The 18,615-nt window shown below is 71.8% G+C and carries 16 protein-coding genes, 1 tRNA gene and 1 other RNA gene; 13 read left to right on the forward strand and 5 right to left on the reverse strand.

Annotated features, from left to right (window positions below):
* The 3 genes from M8I34_RS38110 to M8I34_RS38120 form a co-directional block, all read right to left on the reverse strand.
* A partial coding sequence (locus M8I34_RS38110; RefSeq protein ID WP_250057594.1) for a GerMN domain-containing protein occupies nucleotides 1-467 on the reverse strand: 467 nt, incomplete at its 3' end.
* A complete protein-coding gene (locus M8I34_RS38115; protein ID WP_250057595.1) occupies nucleotides 464-1,909 on the reverse strand; it encodes an ATP-binding protein in 1,446 nt (481 codons plus the stop codon). The genes M8I34_RS38110 and M8I34_RS38115, both read right to left, overlap by 4 nt.
* Before the next feature lie 226 nt (nucleotides 1,910-2,135).
* Complete coding sequence (locus tag M8I34_RS38120) at nucleotides 2,136-2,822, reverse strand: response regulator transcription factor (protein WP_250057596.1); 687 nt, start codon at nucleotides 2,820-2,822, stop codon at nucleotides 2,136-2,138.
* Between the two features lie 134 nt (nucleotides 2,823-2,956).
* On the opposite strand from M8I34_RS38120, the gene M8I34_RS38125 reads away from it, so the two are divergent.
* Genes M8I34_RS38125 through M8I34_RS38140 form a run of 4 tightly spaced genes read left to right on the forward strand, consistent with a single transcriptional unit; the run spans nucleotide 2,957 to nucleotide 6,619 of the window.
* The gene (locus M8I34_RS38125) at nucleotides 2,957-3,583 is read left to right on the forward strand and encodes a hypothetical protein (protein WP_250057597.1); all 627 of its coding nucleotides are present in this window, start codon (nucleotides 2,957-2,959) and stop codon (nucleotides 3,581-3,583) included.
* Nucleotides 3,580-4,683: a peptidoglycan-binding protein gene (locus M8I34_RS38130; RefSeq protein WP_250057598.1), complete on the forward strand. Its 1,104-nt coding sequence runs from the start codon at nucleotides 3,580-3,582 to the stop codon at nucleotides 4,681-4,683. The genes M8I34_RS38125 and M8I34_RS38130 overlap by 4 nt, the downstream gene beginning before the upstream one ends.
* On the forward strand, nucleotides 4,680-5,426 hold the full coding sequence (locus M8I34_RS38135; protein WP_250057599.1) for an ABC transporter ATP-binding protein: 747 nt from the start codon (nucleotides 4,680-4,682) through the stop codon (nucleotides 5,424-5,426). The genes M8I34_RS38130 and M8I34_RS38135 overlap by 4 nt, the downstream gene beginning before the upstream one ends.
* On the forward strand, nucleotides 5,423-6,619 hold the full coding sequence (locus tag M8I34_RS38140; RefSeq protein ID WP_250057601.1) for an ABC transporter permease: 1,197 nt from the start codon (nucleotides 5,423-5,425) through the stop codon (nucleotides 6,617-6,619). Before M8I34_RS38135 ends, M8I34_RS38140 begins: the two co-directional genes overlap by 4 nt.
* A gap of 42 nt (nucleotides 6,620-6,661) precedes the next feature.
* Here M8I34_RS38140 and M8I34_RS38145 read toward each other — a convergent pair whose 3' ends face one another.
* Entirely contained in the window at nucleotides 6,662-6,838 is a 177-nt protein-coding gene (locus tag M8I34_RS38145; RefSeq protein ID WP_250057602.1) for a hypothetical protein, read from the reverse strand.
* A gap of 75 nt (nucleotides 6,839-6,913) precedes the next feature.
* On the opposite strand from M8I34_RS38145, the gene M8I34_RS38150 reads away from it, so the two are divergent.
* The 4 genes from M8I34_RS38150 (at nucleotide 6,914) to M8I34_RS38165 (ending at nucleotide 13,314) form a co-directional block, all read left to right on the forward strand.
* Nucleotides 6,914-7,255: a hypothetical protein gene (locus tag M8I34_RS38150; RefSeq protein WP_250057603.1), complete on the forward strand. Its 342-nt coding sequence runs from the start codon at nucleotides 6,914-6,916 to the stop codon at nucleotides 7,253-7,255.
* 890 nt (nucleotides 7,256-8,145) lie between these two features.
* Nucleotides 8,146-9,987, forward strand: coding sequence for an ABC transporter ATP-binding protein (locus tag M8I34_RS38155; RefSeq protein WP_250057604.1), 1,842 nt, complete (start codon nucleotides 8,146-8,148; stop codon nucleotides 9,985-9,987).
* Between the two features lie 242 nt (nucleotides 9,988-10,229).
* Nucleotides 10,230-11,885 (forward strand): APC family permease, encoded by a 1,656-nt coding sequence (locus M8I34_RS38160; RefSeq protein WP_250057605.1) that lies wholly within the window; start codon nucleotides 10,230-10,232, stop codon nucleotides 11,883-11,885.
* Between the two features lie 331 nt (nucleotides 11,886-12,216).
* A complete protein-coding gene (locus M8I34_RS38165) occupies nucleotides 12,217-13,314 on the forward strand; it encodes a chitinase (protein ID WP_308372778.1) in 1,098 nt (365 codons plus the stop codon).
* Nucleotides 13,315-13,511: 197 nt separating this feature from the next.
* On the opposite strand, the gene M8I34_RS38170 is transcribed toward M8I34_RS38165, so the two are convergent.
* A tRNA-Ser gene (locus M8I34_RS38170) sits at nucleotides 13,512-13,599 on the reverse strand.
* Nucleotides 13,600-13,729: 130 nt separating this feature from the next.
* Here M8I34_RS38170 and ffs point away from each other — a divergent pair.
* The 5 genes from ffs to M8I34_RS38195 all read left to right on the forward strand — a co-directional run bounded on the left by ffs (nucleotide 13,730) and on the right by M8I34_RS38195 (nucleotide 18,302).
* Nucleotides 13,730-13,828: signal recognition particle sRNA small type (gene ffs, locus M8I34_RS38175), an RNA gene on the forward strand.
* Nucleotides 13,829-13,874: 46 nt separating this feature from the next.
* Nucleotides 13,875-16,457: a DNA polymerase III subunit gamma and tau gene (locus M8I34_RS38180; protein ID WP_250057606.1), complete on the forward strand. Its 2,583-nt coding sequence runs from the start codon at nucleotides 13,875-13,877 to the stop codon at nucleotides 16,455-16,457.
* 188 nt (nucleotides 16,458-16,645) lie between these two features.
* Entirely contained in the window at nucleotides 16,646-16,996 is a 351-nt protein-coding gene (locus M8I34_RS38185) for a YbaB/EbfC family nucleoid-associated protein (protein WP_078889642.1), read from the forward strand.
* 51 nt (nucleotides 16,997-17,047) lie between these two features.
* On the forward strand, nucleotides 17,048-17,647 hold the full coding sequence (gene recR, locus M8I34_RS38190) for a recombination mediator RecR (protein WP_018089931.1): 600 nt from the start codon (nucleotides 17,048-17,050) through the stop codon (nucleotides 17,645-17,647).
* Nucleotides 17,640-18,302: a DUF5063 domain-containing protein gene (locus M8I34_RS38195; RefSeq protein ID WP_244419607.1), complete on the forward strand. Its 663-nt coding sequence runs from the start codon at nucleotides 17,640-17,642 to the stop codon at nucleotides 18,300-18,302. Before recR ends, M8I34_RS38195 begins: the two co-directional genes overlap by 8 nt.
* Nucleotides 18,303-18,615: the final 313 nt, after the last annotated feature.

The following is an 18,615-nucleotide window of genomic DNA, read 5'->3' on the forward strand; positions in this document are numbered from 1 at the left end:
TACGGCCCGACGCGCTCGCCGTCGCCGGCGATGATCACCTGGACCTTGTCCGGGCGGGTGCCGTGGACGAGGACCTCGGCACGGGCCAGGGTGCAGACCAGCTGGCCGGTGGCCTGGTCCTGGGAGGAGCCGGTGGGATAGCCCGGAGCGGCGATGGTGACCTCGCCGTCGACGGCGTCGGCGGAGAAGTCCACGTCCGTGGGGAGGAGATTGGTCAGCCCGTCGGCCCGCTCGGCCGGGGACGGGCCCGCGATCAGCAGTTTGAACGCATCGTCGAGCTGGTCGAACGTCACTTCCGGCCGGGGCACCCCCCGCGGACCGTTGTCGGAGGCGAAGTAGATCCGCATGCCTTTCGAGATCCCGGAAGGGGCGGTGCCGCCGTCCGTGACGTCGGTGGGACGGATACCGCAGCCCGCGGCGACGAGGGCGAGCACACAGCAGGTGAGGGCGGTGCGGGGGCGCGTCATGAGGCGGATTCCGTACGGAGGGGGAGGCGGAGGGTGAAGACGGCTCCGATGCCCGGAGCCGGGGGCGCGAGTTCGATGGTGCCGCCGTGCAGGCGGGCGTTCTCCAGGGCGATCGCCATGCCCAGTCCGCTGCCCTCGGAGCGGCGGCGGGCGCTGTCGGCCTTGTAGAAGCGGTCGAAGACATGGCGGGCGACCTCGGGGGCGAGCCCCGGGCCGTGGTCGGCGACCGCGACGGTGAGCCGGTCGTCCGCCGCCCGTACGGTGACGGTGACCGGCGGCGCGCCGTGCCGGAGGGCGTTGCCGACGAGGTTGGCGACGATGACGTCGAGACGGCGGCGGTCGAGCCGGGCCCGGATGCCCGGCGGCAGATCGGCCACGACCTGGTCGGTCCAGCCGCGGGCCGCGAGCGTCGCGCGCACCGCCTCGGCCATGTCCAGCTCGTGCACCGTCAGCGCCACGGCGCGGGCGTCGAAGCGGGATATCTCGATGAGGTCGTCGACGAGCCGGGCCAGCTTGGCGGTTTCGGCGCTGACCGTGCGGGCCGCGTGTGCGGTGTCGGGGGTGAGCTGGTCGGCGTCCTCCTCCAGGACGCTGGAGACGATGGTCATGGCGGCGAGCGGGGTGCGCAGCTCATGGGAGACATCGGCGACGAAACGGCGGGCCAGGGCCTCCTGTTCGCGCAGCTCGCCCACGCTGTGCTCCAGCGCGCCGGCCGTTTCGTTGAAAGTGTGGGCGAGTTCGGCCAGTTCGTCGTGGCCCTTCTCCTCGACCCGGATACTGAGCTCGCCGGTGGCCAGCCTGCGGGTGGCCCGCGCCAGTTTGCGGACCGGCCGCAGCACCGTACGGGCCGCGAGCAGCGCCAGGACCGCGGCCAGCAGCACCACGGGCACCAGCCCGCCCTGCACGCTGCGCACCAGCTCGGCGGTGTCGCGTTCCTCCTCGGCCAGGGAGACGGCCGCGAATATCTCGACCCCGGACGGCTGCCCTGAGCCGCCACGGCCGGCCGGTGCTTCCAGGCCGACCGGGGCGCCGAGCGCCAGCCAGGGCTTCCCGCCGTACTCCACCCGCTGGAGAGAGACCCGGGTGTGGGTGCGCACGGCCGCGCGCAGCTCGGGAGTGATCCGGGTGCGGTCCGCGGACGGGTCGGAGGAGGCGGTGTAGTCGCGGTACCGGGCGACGACCAGGGAGCCGTGGAGACCGGACGAGATGTGGGTGGCGAACCGGGCCATGGACCGGGGGTCGGTGGGGACATCGAGCTCCGCCGCGTGCCGCTCGACGAGGCCGCGGAAGTCGTCGACGGCGGCGTTCTGGGCCCGCTTGAGGACCGCGTCCCGCGATTCCCGGTACGCCAGTCCGGTGGCGGTGACCGCGCTGATCAGGGCCACCACGACAACGGTGATGATCAGCCGCCCGCGAAGCCCGTCGAGGCGGGGGAGCCGCATACGGGCCCGCGGCCCGGCCCTCACGGCCGTCGCCGGAGCGGATGCTGCCCGAGCGGACTCCACCGGAGCGGACTCCACCGGAGCGGACCCCACCGGAGCGGCCGTCGCCGGGGCGCCCCTCGCCGCGGCGCTCTCCGTGCCCCTCTCCGTGCCCCCCTCCGTACTTCCTTCCGCGCTCTCCGTCCCGCTCCGCGTAGCGCTCCCCTTCCTCCCCCTCATCGGGCGCTCACACCGGCCCGAAGCGATAGCCGAAGCCGCGCACCGTCTGGATGTAGCGCGGCTTGGCGGGGACGTCCTCCAGCTTGGCGCGCAGCCGCCCGACCGCCGCGTCCACCAGCCGGGAGTCGCCCAGGAAGTCGTGTTCCCAGACGAGCTCCAGCAGTTGTTCCCGGCTGAAGACCCGGCGGGGTGCGGCCGACAGCTCCAGCAGCAGCCGCAGCTCGGTGGGCGGGAGGGGGACGGGGGTGCCGCGCTTGGTGACGGTCAGCCCGGCACGGTCGATGACGAGCCCGGCGAAGTCGTCGCTGTCCGTGCGGGTGACCGGACCGGCCCGGCGCAGCGCCGCCCGGATACGGGCCTCCAGCACCCGGCCGGTGATCGGCTTGACCACATAGTCGTCGGCGCCCGCCTCCAGCCCGCTGACCACGTCCAGGTCGTCGCCGCGGGAGGTGAGCATGATGATCGGCAGCTGGCCCCGGCCGCGGATGCGGCGGCAGACCTCGAAGCCGTCGATGCCGGGCAGCATCAGGTCGACCACCGCGATCTCGATGCCGCCCTCGCGCGGGCGGGACAGCAGCTCCAGGCCCGCCTCGCCGCTGGCGACGGCGTCGACCTCATGGCCGTGCCGACGCAGCACCAGCTCCATTCCGTCCCGTACGGACATGTCGTCCTCGATCAGCAGCACATGCGGCATGCCGTCGATTATGGGCGAGGGTTTGTGCAGCTCAGGAGTTATCCACAGGGCGAAAGCGCGGTCCGGCGGCATTGTTACGTTCTCATCATGCGGCCATGGAGCGGCCACCAACTGCGGCCCTGACAGTGAGCCGCATGACGCAGAAGACACGCTCCCGTGCCGCACGCCTCGCGCTGCTGGTTGCCGTACCCGCCCTCGCGCTGACCACCGCCTGCGGCGGTGCCGAGTCGTCCGACGAAGGGGTCGCCTCCGTCAGCAACGCGCCCTCCACCGACCAGACCAAGAACGGCGCCGACTCGTCCAAGGGCGCCGGCGCCCAGGGCAAGAGCGCGTTCTACGACGCACAGATGAAGTTCGTCCAGTGCATGCGCAAGAAGATCACCAAGGACTACCCCGATCCCAAGCTGAGCGGCCATCTCGACTGGACGAAGATCAACCAACTCCAGGAAGAGTCGGGCAACGACGACATCGCCAAGGCCGGCCGGGCCGGCGCGTGTAAGACCGAGATGCAGAAGGCCATGAGCCTGGAGCCGCCCCGCGACACCCAGAAGGACTACGAGTCGATGCTCGCGCACGCCAAGTGCATGCGCGCCCACGGCGTATCGAAGTTCACCAACCCGCGGCTCAAGGACGGCAATGTCCTCCCCGGCGGTGACCCGAAGCCCGCCTCGCCCGAGATCGAGCAAGACTCGCCCGCGTACAAGCAGGCCACCCAGGCCTGCAAGGACAAGCTCCTCGACGGACTGGACGGCATGCAGTGAGCTCCGCAGGCAAGCGCCGCCGGGGTCTCGTCGCCCTGGCGGCGGCGGTCTCGGCGACCGCGGTGACCGCCGGCGTCATGATCCTCACCAACCCCGGCCAGGACGCCTCGGCCGACGGCCGGAAGCCGAAGGGGCCGCCCACCACGACCGAGATCACCCGCGCCGACCTCGTCCAGAGCAAGACCGTCGACGGGCACCTGGACTACGCGCAGCGCCGGGCGGTGAAGTCCCCCGTGGAGGGCACGATCACCAAGGCCGCCCAACCGGGGAAGACCATCTCGCTCGGGCAGCGCCTGTACGAGCGCGACGCCCGGCCGGTGGTCCTCCTCTACGGCCCGACACCGATGTTCCGCGCGATGAAGGTCGGCACCCGCGGCCCGGACGTCCTCCAACTGGAGCGCAACCTCCGCGATCTGGGCTTCGGGTCCGGGCTGTATGTGGACGTCCGTTATGACGAGGCGACCAAGGCCGCCGTCAAGCAGTGGCAGAAGTCCCTCGACGTGACCTCCAACGGCGAGATCGGGCAGGGGGACGTCGTCTTCCAGCGCGGCCCCGTGCGGGTGGTGTCCGCGGACGCCGCCCTCGCCGACACCATCGGCCCGGACAAGGCGGTCCTGACGGTCGCCTCCACCAAGCCCGTCGTACGGGCCTCGCTCAGCGAGGCCGACGGGGCGCTGGCCGCCAACGGCACCAAGGTGGAGATCGCCATGCCCGGCGGCGGCAACCGGCGCGGCAAGGTCAGCGGCGTGGCGGCCCCCGAGGAATCCGAGTCCGCCGAGGGCGGCTCCGGCGGCTCCGGCGGCTCGTCCGACGAGGGCATCCAGGTCGAGATCACACTCGACGACGACACCAAGCTCCACGAGAAGGACCGGCAGGGCACCCTGAACGTGAAGTTCGTCAGCGAGAGCCGCAAGGACGTGCTGACGGTTCCGGTCGAGGCGGTCGTCGCGCTGCGCGAGGGCGGCTACGGGCTGGAGCTGGTCCAGGGCGCCAAGACCCGCATGGTGCCGGTCGAGACCGGTCTGACGGCCGACGGCCGGATCGAGGTCAGCGGTGCCGGCCTGGCCGAGGGCATGAAGGTCGGAGCGGCCGAGCAATGACCCCAGCCGTGATCGAACTGCGGGCGGCCACCAAGTCGTACCCGGGCGGGGTGCACGCCCTGCGGGGCGTGGACCTCCGGGTGGCGCGCGGCGAACTGGCCGCCATCGTCGGCCCGTCGGGCTCCGGCAAATCCACCCTGCTCAACCTGCTCGGCACCCTGGACCGGGCCACCTCGGGTGAGGTCAGGGTGGCCGGGTACGACGTGAGCCGGCTGTCCGACGCCCAGCTCTCCGCGCTGCGCGCCCGGCACATCGGCTTCGTCTTCCAGCACTTCCACCTCGCCCCCGGCCGCAGCGCCCAGGACAACGTCGCCGACGGCCTGCTGTACGGCGGAACGGGCCTGCGCGAGCGCCGCGCCCGCGCCCGCACGGCACTGGAGGAAGTGGGGCTCGGACACCGCATCGGCCACCTCGCCCACCAGCTGTCGGGCGGCGAGAAGCAGCGCGTGGCCATCGCCCGCGCACTGGTCGGCGACCCCGATCTGCTGCTCGCCGACGAGCCGACCGGCGCCTTGGACACCGCTTCCGGTGAGCTGGTCATGAACCTCATCCGCGAGCTGCATGCCGCCGGGACGACCGTCTGCGTGATCACCCACGACAACGACATCGCCGACTCGCTGCCCCGCCGTATCCGCTTCCGCGACGGCGAGATCGTCGACGACTCCGGTACGGCTCCCGCCGCGCCCGGCTCGCCCGCCGCGCCCGGCTCGCCCTTCGAGCCCACCGAGGAGGTGACCCCATGAGCGGCCCCGCACTCCGGCCGGCCCGGCTCTCCCCGGCCGATGTGCTGCGCGTCGGCGCCGAGGGCCTGCGCAGCCGCCGCACCCGAGTCGTGCTGTCCGCCCTCGGCATCGCGATCGGCATCGCCACGATGGTCGCGGTCATCGGGCTGTCCACCTCCAGCCGCGCCGACATCATGTCCCGGCTGGACCGCCTCGGCACCAACATGCTCACCGCCGAGGCGGGCACGGACATCGAGGGCAACGACGTCAAACTCCCCAAGAACGCGGTGTCGATGGTCGAGCGGATCGGCCCCGTCCAGCACGCCACCGCCGTCGGCGCGGTCGACGCCCGGGTGCGGCGCAGCGACGCCGTGCCGGAGGAGATGGCGGCGGGCATCACCGTCCAGGCCGCCCGCCCCGACCTGCTCGACGCACTCAATGCCCGTACCAGCCAGGGAAGTTGGCTGAACCGCGCCAGTGAGCGACTGCCCACGGTCGTCCTGGGCTCGGTGGCCGCCGACCGGCTCGGCATGAGCGAGCCCGGCGCCAAGATCCTGCTGAACGACCGCTGGTACGTCGTCACCGGCATCCTCGCGCCCATCGAGCTGGTGCCGACCCTGGACCGTACCGCCCTGATCGGATACCCCTCCGCCGAGCGCTACCTGGGCTTCGACGGCCACCCGACCATGCTCTTCGAACGTTCCACGGACGCCTCGGTGGAAGCGGTCCAGGGGGTGCTGGCTCGTACGGTCAACCCGGGTGACGAGAACTCGGTGAAGGTCTCCCGCCCCTCCGACGCCCTGGCGGCCAAGTCCGCCACGGACAAGGGGATGACCACCCTGATGCTGGGCCTGGGCGCGGTGGCGCTGCTGGTCGGCGGCGTGGGCGTGGCCAACACCATGGTGATCTCCGTACTGGAGCGCCGCCAGGAGATCGGACTGCGCCGCGCCCTCGGCGCGACGAGAGGCTCGATCCGGCTCCAATTCCTCACCGAATCACTGCTGTTGTCCGCCCTCGGCGGACTGGCGGGCGCCGCCTTGGGCGCCGTCGCCACGGCCGTCTTCGCCCATGCCCAGGGGTGGACCGCCGTCGTACCGCCCTGGTCGCTGGCCGGCGGCCTCGGCGCCACCCTGGTGATCGGCGTCATCGCGGGCCTCTACCCGGCCGTACGGGCCTCCCGGCTCCATCCGACGGTGGCGCTCAGCGCGACCTGACCCGGCACCTACGGGCCCGGCGGCGCACGGCGACGGTGCAGGTCAGCGCCGCTTCGGCGCACTTCGCCTGGGCGCCGGTGCGGCAAGCGGACCGGCGCCCTTGACGGTGCGCAGTACGGGGGCGGTCTCCAGCGTGTGCAGCGCCCCGAGGGCACCGAGACGGTGGGTCAGGTAGTGGTGCAGGGCCGCGGGGTCGGGGCACAGGGCCTGGGTGACCACGATTTGAGGGAGCCCGACGACCCGCCAACCCGGCGTCGGCGCACAGCCGCCGGTAGCGACGAGCCACGGTCTGCGTTGACCGCCCTCGCGGTCTGCGGCTCGGGACAAGGCCTGTTCGCCGTCCCGTTCTTCACCACCGCCCTGCACCGGGTCCGCCCGCACGAAACCGGCTCGGCGGCCGGGCTGCTCAACGCCGCCCAGCAACTGGGCGGCACGCTCGGCATCGCCCTCCTGGGCACCATTTTCCTCCACGCCGCGTCCGACGGCCCGTCGGAACCGGCCCGTGCCGTGCTGAACGGGGCCCGGAACGCCTTCTGGGGCTCCGTCGGCCTCATCGCCGCCACCGGCGTCGCCGCGGCCCTCCTGCACGCCGCTTCCCGCAGCAACCGCGGGCGGGGGACCGAGGAGGGCGGCTGAGAAGGGCCACTGAGAAGGGCGACTGACCACATCCGCCGCAGTCTTGGGCGGCCGACCGACTTTCCGTCAGCTGACGCGCAAGGACCGGGCGGCCCGGTGGCCGTACGCTCCAGCGGACCGCAGCCCTCCCGCTGACCCGTTCGCTCCGGCAGACCTGTTTGCTTTCGCAGATACCCGCCCACCTCACCCCACCCCGCCCCCCGATGGCCCGATCGTTGCGTCTGATGAGTCAGAGACATCGGAGCCGTCAAAAGGCGTCCGAATGACCTCCAGAGAGTCACCTCTCGTCACCCTTTGGGGTATTTGAGAGGAATATTGGCTTATGTCTGAATTTTCACGCACATTTCCTTGTTGGAACCAGATGAGCGTCGTAGCTTGGGAGTTGTCGTAGCCGGTAACGGCTCGACAGCAAGGAAAAGTCTACGAGGAGGCGAGATGAGCTTCCGCAAGATCTTCCCCACCAGGCGCAGGCGTCACGGAGACGACTGGGACTACGACGACTATGGCCGTGGCTACGGCCGCTTCCGCGGGCGCGGGCGCGGACGTGGGCGTGGCAGGGGTCGTGGGCGTGGCCGTGGCCGCGGCTTCGGGCGTCACTGACGCAAACCTCTGAGTTCGAGGCTGGCTCGCGTACAGCGCGGGTCCGCCTCGTCGTTTGAGGGGCCGTGCCACGTGGTCCCGGTCAACCGCCCGAGCAGCGACGAGATGACGTAGCCACCATGCACCTGCGCAGCTCACGCCGGCGCCGAGAGCGCCTCGAAGCGTCGCCTCAACGAGGCACGGAACCACTACCCGTTGAAGAGGGTTCGGCACTGCTGCACGGTGGCGGTGACGAGTTCACCGCTCCGGCCGCTGGGCGGGCGAGGAAGCTGCCGCCCCCGGACCCCGCCATGGACCGCGTCTTCCGGGGGCTCGTCGCGGACACCTCGATCCGCACCAGGCGAGTGGGCTTCAAGGAGGCGGTGCGCCGTTTCTGGCCCCTGACCCGGGGGGACCGCCGCTGGATCGTCCTCGTCATTCTGAGCGCCATCGTGGCCACGCTCGCCGAGACCGTGGCCATCCTGATCTTCGCCGAACTCACCGACAACGCCCTCCAGAAGGGCTCGGTCAGCGCCTTCTGGGGGCCCGCCGGGCTGTGGCTCGGCCTCGCCGTCGCCGGCGCGATCGTGGGGTATCTGGGCAACTCGCTCGCCGCCTGGGTGGCAGAGCGCTTCGTGATGCGGCTACGGGCCCGGATCTTCGCGCATCTCCAGACGCTGCCGCCGCACTTCTTCCAGCGCAACCGACGGGGTGACCTGGTCGAGAGGCTGACCGGCGACGTCGACGCCATCGAGGAGCTCGTGGTCTCCGGCTTCGTGCAGGCGATCACGGCCCTGTTCGGCGTCGTCTTCTACGCCGGAGCCGCGCTCTGGCTGCGCTGGGACCTGGCGCTCGCCACCTTCGCCCTGGCCCCGCTGTTCTGGTTCGCCACCAGCCGTTTCACCCACCGGGTCAAGGAGGTGTCCCGCCGGGAACGCGCGGCGGACGGCGCCATCACCTCGGTGGTGGAGGAAGGGCTGGTCAACGTCGTCCTGACGCAGGCCTACAACCGGCAGCGCGACGAGCAGGAGCGGCTCCGCCGCGAGGCCCACAGCTGGCTGAGGGCATCGGTGACCAGCGCCCGCCTCAACGAGCTGTACGAGCAGCTGGTCCAGCTCCTGGAAACGTTCTGCGTCCTGGCGATCATCGGCCTGGGCGCGTGGGAGATCGCCTCGGGGCGGATGACGCTGGGCCAGCTCCTGGCCTTCGCCGCGTTCGTCGGCTACCTCTACCCGCCGATCCAGAGCCTCGGCCAACTCGGTCTGACGGTCACCGAGGCGACCGCCGGGGCCGAGCGACTGCTGGAGATCGTCGACGCGCCACCCGCCGTCACCGACCCGGACCCCTCCGTCATCGTCCCGACGCCCGAGCGCGCGGTCGGCGCGGTGGAAGCGTGCCGGGTCGGCTTCCACTACCCGGGCAGCGAGCAGGAGGTGCTCCATGACTTCTCCTTCACCGCGGTGCCCGGGGAACTGGTGGTCATCACCGGCCCCAGCGGCGCGGGCAAGTCGACCCTGGCCGCCCTGCTGCTGAGGTTCTACGACCCGGACACCGGCAGCGTCCGGCTGGACGGCATCCCCGTGAACCGGATGCCGCTCGCCCAGCTGCGCCGGAACATCACGCTGCTGCCGCAGGACACCCTCGTCCTGCACGACACCGTGGAGGAGAACATCGCCTGCGGACGCGACGACGTGACCCACGACGACGTCGTCCAGGCCGCGCGGGCCGCCGACGCCGAGGTGTTCATCGCCGCCCTCCCCGACGGCTATGACACCGTGATCGCCCCCGGCACCTCCCGGCTCTCCGGCGGCCAACTACAGCGCGTCGCGATCGCCCGCGCCATGCTGCGCAACGCCCCCGTGCTCATCCTCGACGAGCCCACCACCGGCCTGGACACCCTGGCCACCCAGCGCATCCTCGCGCCACTACGGCGCCTCGCCGAGGGCCGTACCACTCTCGTGATCACACACGATCTGGACCTCGCCACGGACGCCGACCGCATCCTGGTGCTGGACGAGGGACGCCTGGTGGAGTCGGGCCGGCACACCGAACTTCTTGCCCGGCAGGGTCTGTACGCCACCCTCTTCCACGCCCACCCGCCGCCCCGCAACGGCTCCGTGCACCCCCTCGCCGACCCGTCGGGCAGTCACTAGCGGTAGCCCGGTAGCCCGGCAGCCCGGTAGCCCGGCAGCAGGACGGCCGGCGCCGGGCCGACGCGTCCGCCCGCGCGACAAGGCCCGCCGCACGCCGGAAGGCCCTGGTTCCCAAGCCGTAAGGCCCTCACCCGACACTGCTCACTCTCCGTACGCAGGGCGACACGCTAGGCGCAGAAGCGCTGGGTCCGCTTCCCGTCCGCTTCGCGGGACCAAGATGGCTCCGTGAACCAGGAGCACGCGTGAGCAGGCCATCCGTGGCGGGGAGCGAGAGCGCCGCCGGAAGCCGTCATCTCCAGCGAGCGGTCGGGTTCTGGGGCCTGATGTTCATCTCCCTGGGGTCGATCATCGGCTCCGGCTGGCTGCTGGGCGCCCTGACCACCGCCGTCATCGCCGGCCCGGCCTCGCTGGTGTCCTGGGTCCTCGCCTCGACGATGCTCGCCGTGCTCGCGCTGGCCCACGCGGAACTGGGCGCCACGTACCCGATCGCGGGCGGCACCGCCCGCTTCCCGTTCTTCGCCTTCGGCCCGCTGGTCGGCTTCACGGCCGGCTGGATGTCCTGGCTGCGCTCGGTCCTGATCTCCCCGATCGAGGTCGAGGCCACGCTCTCGTACATGGACCGCATCGGCTGGTTCCACGACTGGGTGCACGTCCTGCACCCGAACGGCACCCTCACCACCGCGGGCCTGGTGATCGGGACCTTCCTCATGCTGGTCTTCACCCTCATCAACATCCTCGGTGTACGGCTGATGTCCGGGATCAACTCGGTCACCGCGGTGGTGAAGACGGCCGTCCCCCTGCTGACCGTGGTGGTCCTGATGAGCCTGGCCTTCCACGGCTCGAACTTCACCGCGGGCGGCGGCTTCGCCCCGCACGGGGCGCACGGCGTCTTCGCGGCGCTGCCCGCCGGTGTGGTGTTCGCGCTGCTGGGCTTCGAGCAGGCCATCCAATTGGCCGGTGAGGCGCGCGATCCCCAGCGCGACATCTCCCGGGCGGTGATCGTGGCCATGGCGGTCGGCACCGCGCTCTACCTCCTGCTCCAGGTCGCCTTCATCGCCGCCCTGAACCCCGAAGCCGTGGCCGACGGCTGGGCCAACCCCGTGGGGGCGGGCAATTTTGGTCCCTACGCCACGCTGGCCACCGCGGTCGGGGCCGGCTGGCTGGCGACCATCCTCTACGTCGACGCCGTCATCTCCCCGGCAGGCACCGGCCTGGTCTACATGGCAGGTGCCGCACGTCTCTCGTACGCCATGGGGCGGGAGCGGGTGCTGCCGACAGTCCTCACCCAGGTCGGCCGCAGCCGCGTGCCCGTCGTCTCGACCCTCCTCGCCTTCGTGGTCGGCGAGCTCGCGTTCCTGCCGTTTCCCAGCTGGCAGGCGCTGGTGGGCCTGGTCACCTCGGCAGCGGCCGTCATGTACGCGTTCGCACCGGTGGCGCTGCACGCCCTCCGCGTACGGGACGGCGACCGGAACCGCCCGTACCGGCTGCCCGCCGGACGGGTCATGGCGCCCGCCGGATTCGTCTTCGCCAACTTGATCTTCTACTGGTCCGGGTACGAGGCGGACTGGAAACTCGGTATCGCCGCCCTGCTCGGCTTCGTCGTCCTCGCGCTCACCCGCCGCGGCATCCCGGCGGCCGAACGCAGCGGCCTGCGCGCCAAATCCGCTGTCTGGGTGTGGCCTTGGCTCGGCGGCATGGTCCTCATCGGCTACCTCGGCCGCTACGGCGGCATCGGTGTGCTCCCCGAATGGTGGGACCTGGTCCTCGTGATCGTCTTCAGCCTCGCCGTCCACTACACCGCCGTACGGCTGGCCATGCCCCCCGAAGCCGTGGACGCAGCCGTACAGCGCGAGGAGGAGGGCGAGTCCGTCCCTCCGCCTCCCGCCTCCGCGCGATGACACCGGCCCACGAGGCGGAAGCCGGGTAACGCAGGGCCTCCTCGGCAGTCCCCGGTAGTCCTCGCGCTCACGTGGGCTCACCGCAACAGATGTGATCTTCGCGACTCCCTCGGACGGCCCGTCCGGCCGCCCGATGCCCGTTCCCAGGGCCTGGCCAGGCATGTTTCCCCGCCAGGCGCTCCTTGCGCCTTGCATGCGCTCCTTGCCCTCCGTGCCCGCCGCGCAACATGCTGATCGGCCGATCCGGTGTGGCTCCCCTTTCCGCCCTGCTCTTTTCGCTGCACCTCCGCACACAACTGCCCGCCCCCCAACCCCTGGAGGCAGCCCCGCGATGGCGCGTCACGCAGAAGCGCATGTTCCCCGGAGAAGCCGCACGCCGAAGCCGGCCACCCTCGCGGCGGTGGCGGCGGTGGTGGCGGCGTCGTTGCTCGCCGGCTGCTCGAGCGAGGAGCAGGAGAAGCCCGAGAGCCCGGGCCCGGCGAAGCCGTCGCATCCGAAGAGCGACGCCCCTTCCGCCCCCTCTGCCACGCCCTCCGCGGAACCCGCCGCCTTCTCGCCGTACGTGGACACCTTGCTCAAGCCCTCCTACGACCTCCTCAAGGGCGCCGAGGAGACCGGGGTGAAGGAGTACAACCTGGCCTTCGTCTCCCCGGGAGGCGGCTGCGAACCCAAGTGGGGCGGCAGGCAGGAGCTGGACGACAACCCGGTGGCGCGGCAGGTGGCCGCGCTGCGCGCCAAGGGCGGCGATGTGCGGGTCTCCTTCGGCGGGCAGAGCGGCAACGAACTGGCCAGGGTCTGCGGCTCGGTGCCCAAGCTGGTGAACGCGTACCGCAAGGTCATCGACGCCTACGACCTGACGAAGGTCGACTTCGACATCGAGGGCCCCGCCCTGACGGACACCAAGGCCAACAGCCTCCGCGCCCGGGCGATCGCCCGGCTCCAGCAGCAGCACAAGGACCTGGACGTCTCCGTCACCCTCCCGGTGCTCCCCTCGGGCCTGAACCGGCACGCCGTCGCGGTGCTGGAGAACGCCGAGAAGAACGGCGCCCGGATCTCCGGCGTGAACATCATGGCCATGGACTACGGCACCTACTACGACGGCGACATGGGCGAATACGCCGTCGCGGCCGCCACCGCCACCCACAAACAGGTGAAGTCGGCGCTGGGCATCCGGAGCGAGGCCCAGGCCTGGAAGGCCGTCTCGGTCACGCCGATGATCGGCGTGAACGACGTCAAGGCCGAGGTCTTCAGGCCCGACGACGCGGCCGAACTCAAGCGGTTCGCCGAGAAGAAGGGACTCGGCCGGCTCTCGATGTGGTCGGTCACCCGCGACAAGGCCTGCCCCGGAGGCGCGAAACCCACGGCGATGGCGACCTGTTCCAGCATCGGCAAGTCAGCGAACGAGTTCGTGCGCGCCTTCACCGGCTGAGCACGGGCTGAGCACCGGCGCCGCCCGGATCCGGGGCACCGGAACTGCTCCCTGCCCCGGCGACCACGAGGCCCAGACGCTCGCCGGCCGGAGCGCGGGCCCCACGGCCCCGGCCGCGACGGAAACCGAGTCGGACAACGTCGAAGGGCCCCACCGCAAGCGGTGGGGCCCTTCGACGTATTGCCCGGTGAGAGCAATGGCGGAGGATACGAGATTCGAACTCGTGAGGGGTTGCCCCCAACACGCTTTCCAAGCGTGCGCCCTAGGCCACTAGGCGAATCCTCCGCCGCAAACAATACAAGACGTTGGGGAGTGCTCGCGACCATGATCGTGAGGAGGGGGCGGCGGGGGGAGTGGGTGGATCGAGGAGCGGGTCCGGGTTCGTTTCTTGGGCGGGGGATCCGCTACTGTGGTGCGCAGCCCCTCACGTGGCGCTATCTGACTGAACTCCCCCAGGGCCGGAAGGCAGCAAGGGTAGGTCGGCTCTGGCGGGTGCGTGGGGGGCGCTTGCGTTTGCGGGGCCCCGTCGGTTGTCAGTGCGGGCCGATATCGTCGTATGCGTGTCGTCCCTTGCGCTGTACCGCCGCTACCGCCCCGAGACCTTCGCCGAGGTCATCGGGCAAGAGCACGTAACCGATCCGCTTCAGCAGGCATTGCGGAACAATCGGGTCAATCACGCCTATTTGTTCAGTGGGCCGCGAGGCTGTGGCAAGACGACGAGCGCGCGGATCCTGGCGCGCTGCCTCAACTGTGAGGAAGGTCCCACCCCCACGCCCTGCGGGAAGTGCCAGTCGTGTCTGGACCTGGCCAGGAACGGCCGGGGCTCGATCGATGTGATCGAGATCGACGCGGCGTCCCATGGTGGCGTGGACGACGCCCGTGACCTGCGGGAGAAGGCGTTCTTCGGGCCGGCCGGCAGCCGCTACAAGATCTACATCATCGACGAGGCGCACATGGTGACCTCGGCGGGCTTCAACGCTCTGCTGAAGGTCGTCGAGGAGCCGCCGGAGCATCTGAAGTTCATCTTCGCGACGACCGAGCCCGAGAAGGTCATCGGGACGATCCGGTCGCGTACGCACCACTACCCGTTCCGGCTGGTGCCGCCGGGCACCCTGCGGGAGTACCTCGCCGAGGTGTGCGGACGGGAGGACAGCCCGGTCGAGGACGGGGTGCTGCCGCTGGTGGTGCGCGCCGGGGCCGGGTCGGTGCGTGACTCGATGTCCGTGATGGACCAGCTGCTCGCCGGTGCCGGTGCGGACGGTGTGACGTATGCCATGGCGACGGCGCTGCTGGGGTACACCGACGGGTCGCTGCTGGATTCGATCGTGGAGGCGTTCGCCGCGGGGGACGGCGCGGCGGCCTTCGAGGTCGTGGACCGGGTCATCGAGGGCGGCAACGACCCGCGGCGCTTCGTGGCGGACCTGCTGGAGCGCCTGCGGGATCTGGTGATCCTGGCGGCCGTGCCGGACGCGGGCGAGAAGGGGCTGATCGACGCCCCCGCCGATGTGGTGGAGCGGATGACGGCGCAGGCGTCCGTCTTCGGGGCGGCCGAGCTGAGCCGGGCCGCCGACCTGGTCAATACGGGCCTGACGGAGATGCGCGGGGCGACCTCGCCGCGGCTGCAACTGGAGCTGATCTGTGCGCGGGTGCTGCTGCCCGCGGCGTACGACGACGAGCGCTCGGTGCAGGCGCGGCTCGACCGCCTGGAGCGCGGCGCGGGCGCGGCGCTGCTGGGCGGGGCCGGCGGGATGAGCGGCGGCGCGGGCCCCGGGACAGACCCCGGGACGGGGCCGGCGCCCGTGGTGGCGTCCGGTGGCGGGCCCGCGGCCGGCTATGTACCGGGGCCGGAGGCGCATCCGGCGATGCCGGCCGGGCCGTCCGGGCCGGCCGCCGCGCGTGCGGCGGTGCGGGGCGCGGCGAGCGGCGGTGCGGGGGCTCCGACGGCGCCGGCCCAGGCTGCCCCGGCTCCGGCCGCTCCGGCGGCTCCCGTTCCCGCTGCGCCGACGGCCGGTGCGGAGGCGTCCGGTGGGCCGGTGGCCGGGCCCGGCGGGGAGCAGCAGCGGGGCGACGGCGGAGGCGCGGAGGCGCCCCGGGGCGGTCCCGCGGAGGCACCGGAGGGCGGAGCGCAGGCCGGAGCGCAGGCCGGAGCGCAGGGCGGTGGCCGGGAGGCCGCGGCCGCGCGGCCCGGAGCCTGGCCCGGAAGCACGGGCAGGGGCCCCGCCGGTGGCGGCAATGAGGGCGGCAGCGGCCCCGGCGCCGGGCGGCAGCCCGGCGGCTGGCCCACGGCCGTGGCCCCGGGCCAGGGCGGACAGGCCCCGCAGAGCGCGGCCCCCGCAGCGCCGACCGAGCCCGCGCCCGGACCGCCCGCGTCCGCGCCCGTGTCCCCGCAGCCGCAGCCCGGAGCGGCCCCCGGGGCTGCCCCGGGGGCGGCACAGGGCGCCGCCCAGGTGCGGCAGATGTGGCCGGACATCCTGGACGCGGTGAAGGCCCGCCGTCGTTTCACGTGGATCCTGCTGAGCCAGAACGCCCAGGTCTCCGGCTTCGACGGCACGACGCTCCAGATCGGCTTCCCCAATGCCGGTGCCCGCGACAGCTTCGCCAACGGCGGAAGCGAGGACGTCCTCAAGGACGTGCTGGCCGAGCGGTTCCAGGTGCAGTGGCGGGTCGAGGCGATCGTCGACCCGTCGGGCGGCGCCAATCCGCCGGCCGGTGGCGCTCCCCGTAGCGGCGGTGGCGGCTTCGGCGGCAGTGGAGGCGGCTTCGGCGGCGGTGCGCCCGCCGCGCCGCCGCAGAGCGGTCCGCAGTCCCCGCCCCCGCAGGGCGGCCCGTCGGCCTCCCCGTCGTCCGGGAGCCAGTACGGGCAGGGCGGCGCCGGAGCGGGCGGCGGCAGCGGCAGTGCCGGCGGCAGCCAGGGCGCCCGGATGGCGCGGGAGGCCGTCTCCTCGTCGGCGTCCGCGGGCGGCGGCCAGGGCGGGCCCGCGGCGGAGGCCTCGTACCCGCCGCCGGAGCCCCCGCCGACGTCGATCGAATACGACATGCCGGCCGAGGACGACCCCGATCTCGTCGACTCCGCGCTCAGCGGGCACGACCTGATCGTGCGCGAACTCGGCGCGACGGTGGTGGAGGAGTTCAACAACGAGTAGCCGGCGCACACCACCGCGTGGGTGGCGCGCGACGAGGCCGGCCAAGGGGGCGGAGAGCCGGTGGGCCCGTAAGCGGGCGTACACCAGGCGTACACCCGTGCTCCTCCCTACGGCGTAGGGCGCGGGGGACGTGAAACACGTAGGCTCGGGCTACCGCACAAACGTTGTCGTATGGCAGGAGTCACGTCGTGATCCCCGGTGGTCAGCCCAATATGCAGCAGCTGCTTCAGCAGGCCCAGAAGATGCAGCAGGACCTCGCGGCCGCCCAGCAGGAGCTGGCGGAGACACCCGTCGAGGGTTCTGCGGGCGGCGGTCTGGTCAAGGCGACGGTGACCGGCTCCGGTGAGCTCCAGGGCCTGGTCATCGACCCCAAGGCGGTCGACACCGACTCCGCCGAGGAGACCGCCGAGACGATCGCCGACCTCGTGCTGGCGGCGGTCCGGGACGCCAACGCCAGCGCCCAGCAGTTGCAGCAGCAGAAGCTCGGTCCGCTCGCCCAGGGTCTGGGCGGTGGCGGAATCCCGGGTCTCCCCTTCTGAGGAGTAGCCAACTAGCGTACGCAGCACGGCAGAAGAGAAAGAAGACGTTCCGTGTATGAAGGCGTGGTCCAGGACCTGATCGACGAGTTGGGCAGGCTGCCCGGCGTCGGTCCCAAGAGCGCGCAGCGGATCGCCTTCCACATTCTTCAGGCCGAGCCGACCGATGTCCGCCGGCTCGCGAACGCGCTGATGGAGGTCAAGGCGAAGGTCCGGTTCTGCGGCACCTGCGGCAATGTGGCGCAGGAGGAGCAGTGCCGGGTCTGCCTGGACCCGAGGCGTGATCCGGCGGTCATCTGCGTCGTGGAGGAGCCCAAGGACGTCGTGGCGATCGAGCGGACGCGTGAGTTCCGCGGCCGCTACCACGTCCTCGGCGGGGCGATCAGCCCGATCGAGGGCGTGGGCCCCGACGACCTGCGGATCAGGGAACTGCTGGCCAGGCTCGCCGACGGCACCGTCACCGAGCTGATTCTGGCCACCGACCCGAATCTGGAGGGCGAGGCCACGGCCACGTATCTGGCCCGCATGATCAAGCCCATGGGCCTGAGAGTGACACGGCTGGCGAGCGGGCTGCCGGTCGGTGGCGATCTGGAGTACGCGGACGAGGTCACGCTCGGGCGGGCCTTCGAAGGGAGGAGACTTCTCGATGTCTGATGCCACGCTGCACAACGCGACACAGGACCCGGACGACTTCGCCGTATCGATCTCCGACTCGATCGAGAGTTTCATCGTCGCGGTGACGGAGGTCGCCAAGGGCGACGAGCCGGACAGCGCGGTCCCCTTCCTGCTGCTGGAGATCTCCCAGCTGCTGCTCACCGGCGGCCGTCTGGGCGCCCACGAGGACTTCGTCCCCGACGAGCGCTACGAGCCGGACACCGGCCCGGAGCCGGACGTCGACGAGCTCCGCGAGCGCTTTGCGACCCTGCTCGACCCGGTGGACGTCTACTCCGAGGTCTTCGACCCGTATGTGCCGCGCAGCGAGCCGGTCGCCAGCCGGATCTCCGACGACCTGGCCGACATCATCACCGATCTGCGGCACGGCCTCGCGCACTACCGGGCGGGCCGGATCAGCGAGGCCCTGTGGTGGTGGCAGTTCTCCTACCTGTCCAACTGGGGACCGACCGCCTCGGCCGCACTGCGTGCGCTCCAGTCGCTGGTCGCCCACGTACGCCTCGACCAGCCGCTGGTCGAGCTGGACGGCCTGGACACCGACAGCGACGTCTCCGGCGACGAGGAGCGGCTCGCCGAGGAGGCCGGGAAGGTCATGGCGGCGGAGATCGCCGGGCCGCTGGGGCTGCGGGGGGTGTGAGCCGGGGGAGGGGCCGCCGGGGTGCCTGACCGGGCCCCAGCCGCCCGCTGACGGGCGTTGGACCGGCTCCCGCGCCGCTGCCCGCGCTCTGTGCGGCGCGCCCCGTGCCGTCCGCCCCGTGCGCCTCTCGCCGCGCCCGGACCTTGTGACCTGGGTTACGTTTTCGTGTGTACCGGCCAGAAGCGGGCATGTGCTCGCCGGGCAGGCGCAACGGTGCGCCTTGTGGAGCCGCCTCGGGACGTGAAACTCACGGGACAGGTGATCACGGTGAGAATCAGTGATCAACCAGTGAGTCTCAGGTCTCACGATGTGG

The organism is Streptomyces sp. MCA2, from assembly GCF_023544705.1.
Lineage (GTDB): Bacteria > Actinomycetota > Actinomycetes > Streptomycetales > Streptomycetaceae > Streptomyces > Streptomyces decoyicus.

Coding starts and splice junctions, on each gene's coding strand:
- M8I34_RS38115 (WP_250057595.1), bottom strand. CDS start 1,909: ATGCGGCTCCCCCGCCTCGACGGGCTTCGCGGGCGGCTGATCATCACC.
- M8I34_RS38120 (WP_250057596.1), bottom strand. CDS start 2,822: ATGCCGCATGTGCTGCTGATCGAGGACGACATGTCCGTACGGGACGGA.
- M8I34_RS38125 (WP_250057597.1), top strand. CDS start 2,957: ATGACGCAGAAGACACGCTCCCGTGCCGCACGCCTCGCGCTGCTGGTT.
- M8I34_RS38135 (WP_250057599.1), top strand. CDS start 4,680: ATGACCCCAGCCGTGATCGAACTGCGGGCGGCCACCAAGTCGTACCCG.
- M8I34_RS38140 (WP_250057601.1), top strand. CDS start 5,423: ATGAGCGGCCCCGCACTCCGGCCGGCCCGGCTCTCCCCGGCCGATGTG.
- M8I34_RS38155 (WP_250057604.1), top strand. CDS start 8,146: ATGGACCGCGTCTTCCGGGGGCTCGTCGCGGACACCTCGATCCGCACC.
- M8I34_RS38165 (WP_308372778.1), top strand. CDS start 12,217: ATGGCGCGTCACGCAGAAGCGCATGTTCCCCGGAGAAGCCGCACGCCG.
- M8I34_RS38195 (WP_244419607.1), top strand. CDS start 17,640: ATGTCTGATGCCACGCTGCACAACGCGACACAGGACCCGGACGACTTC.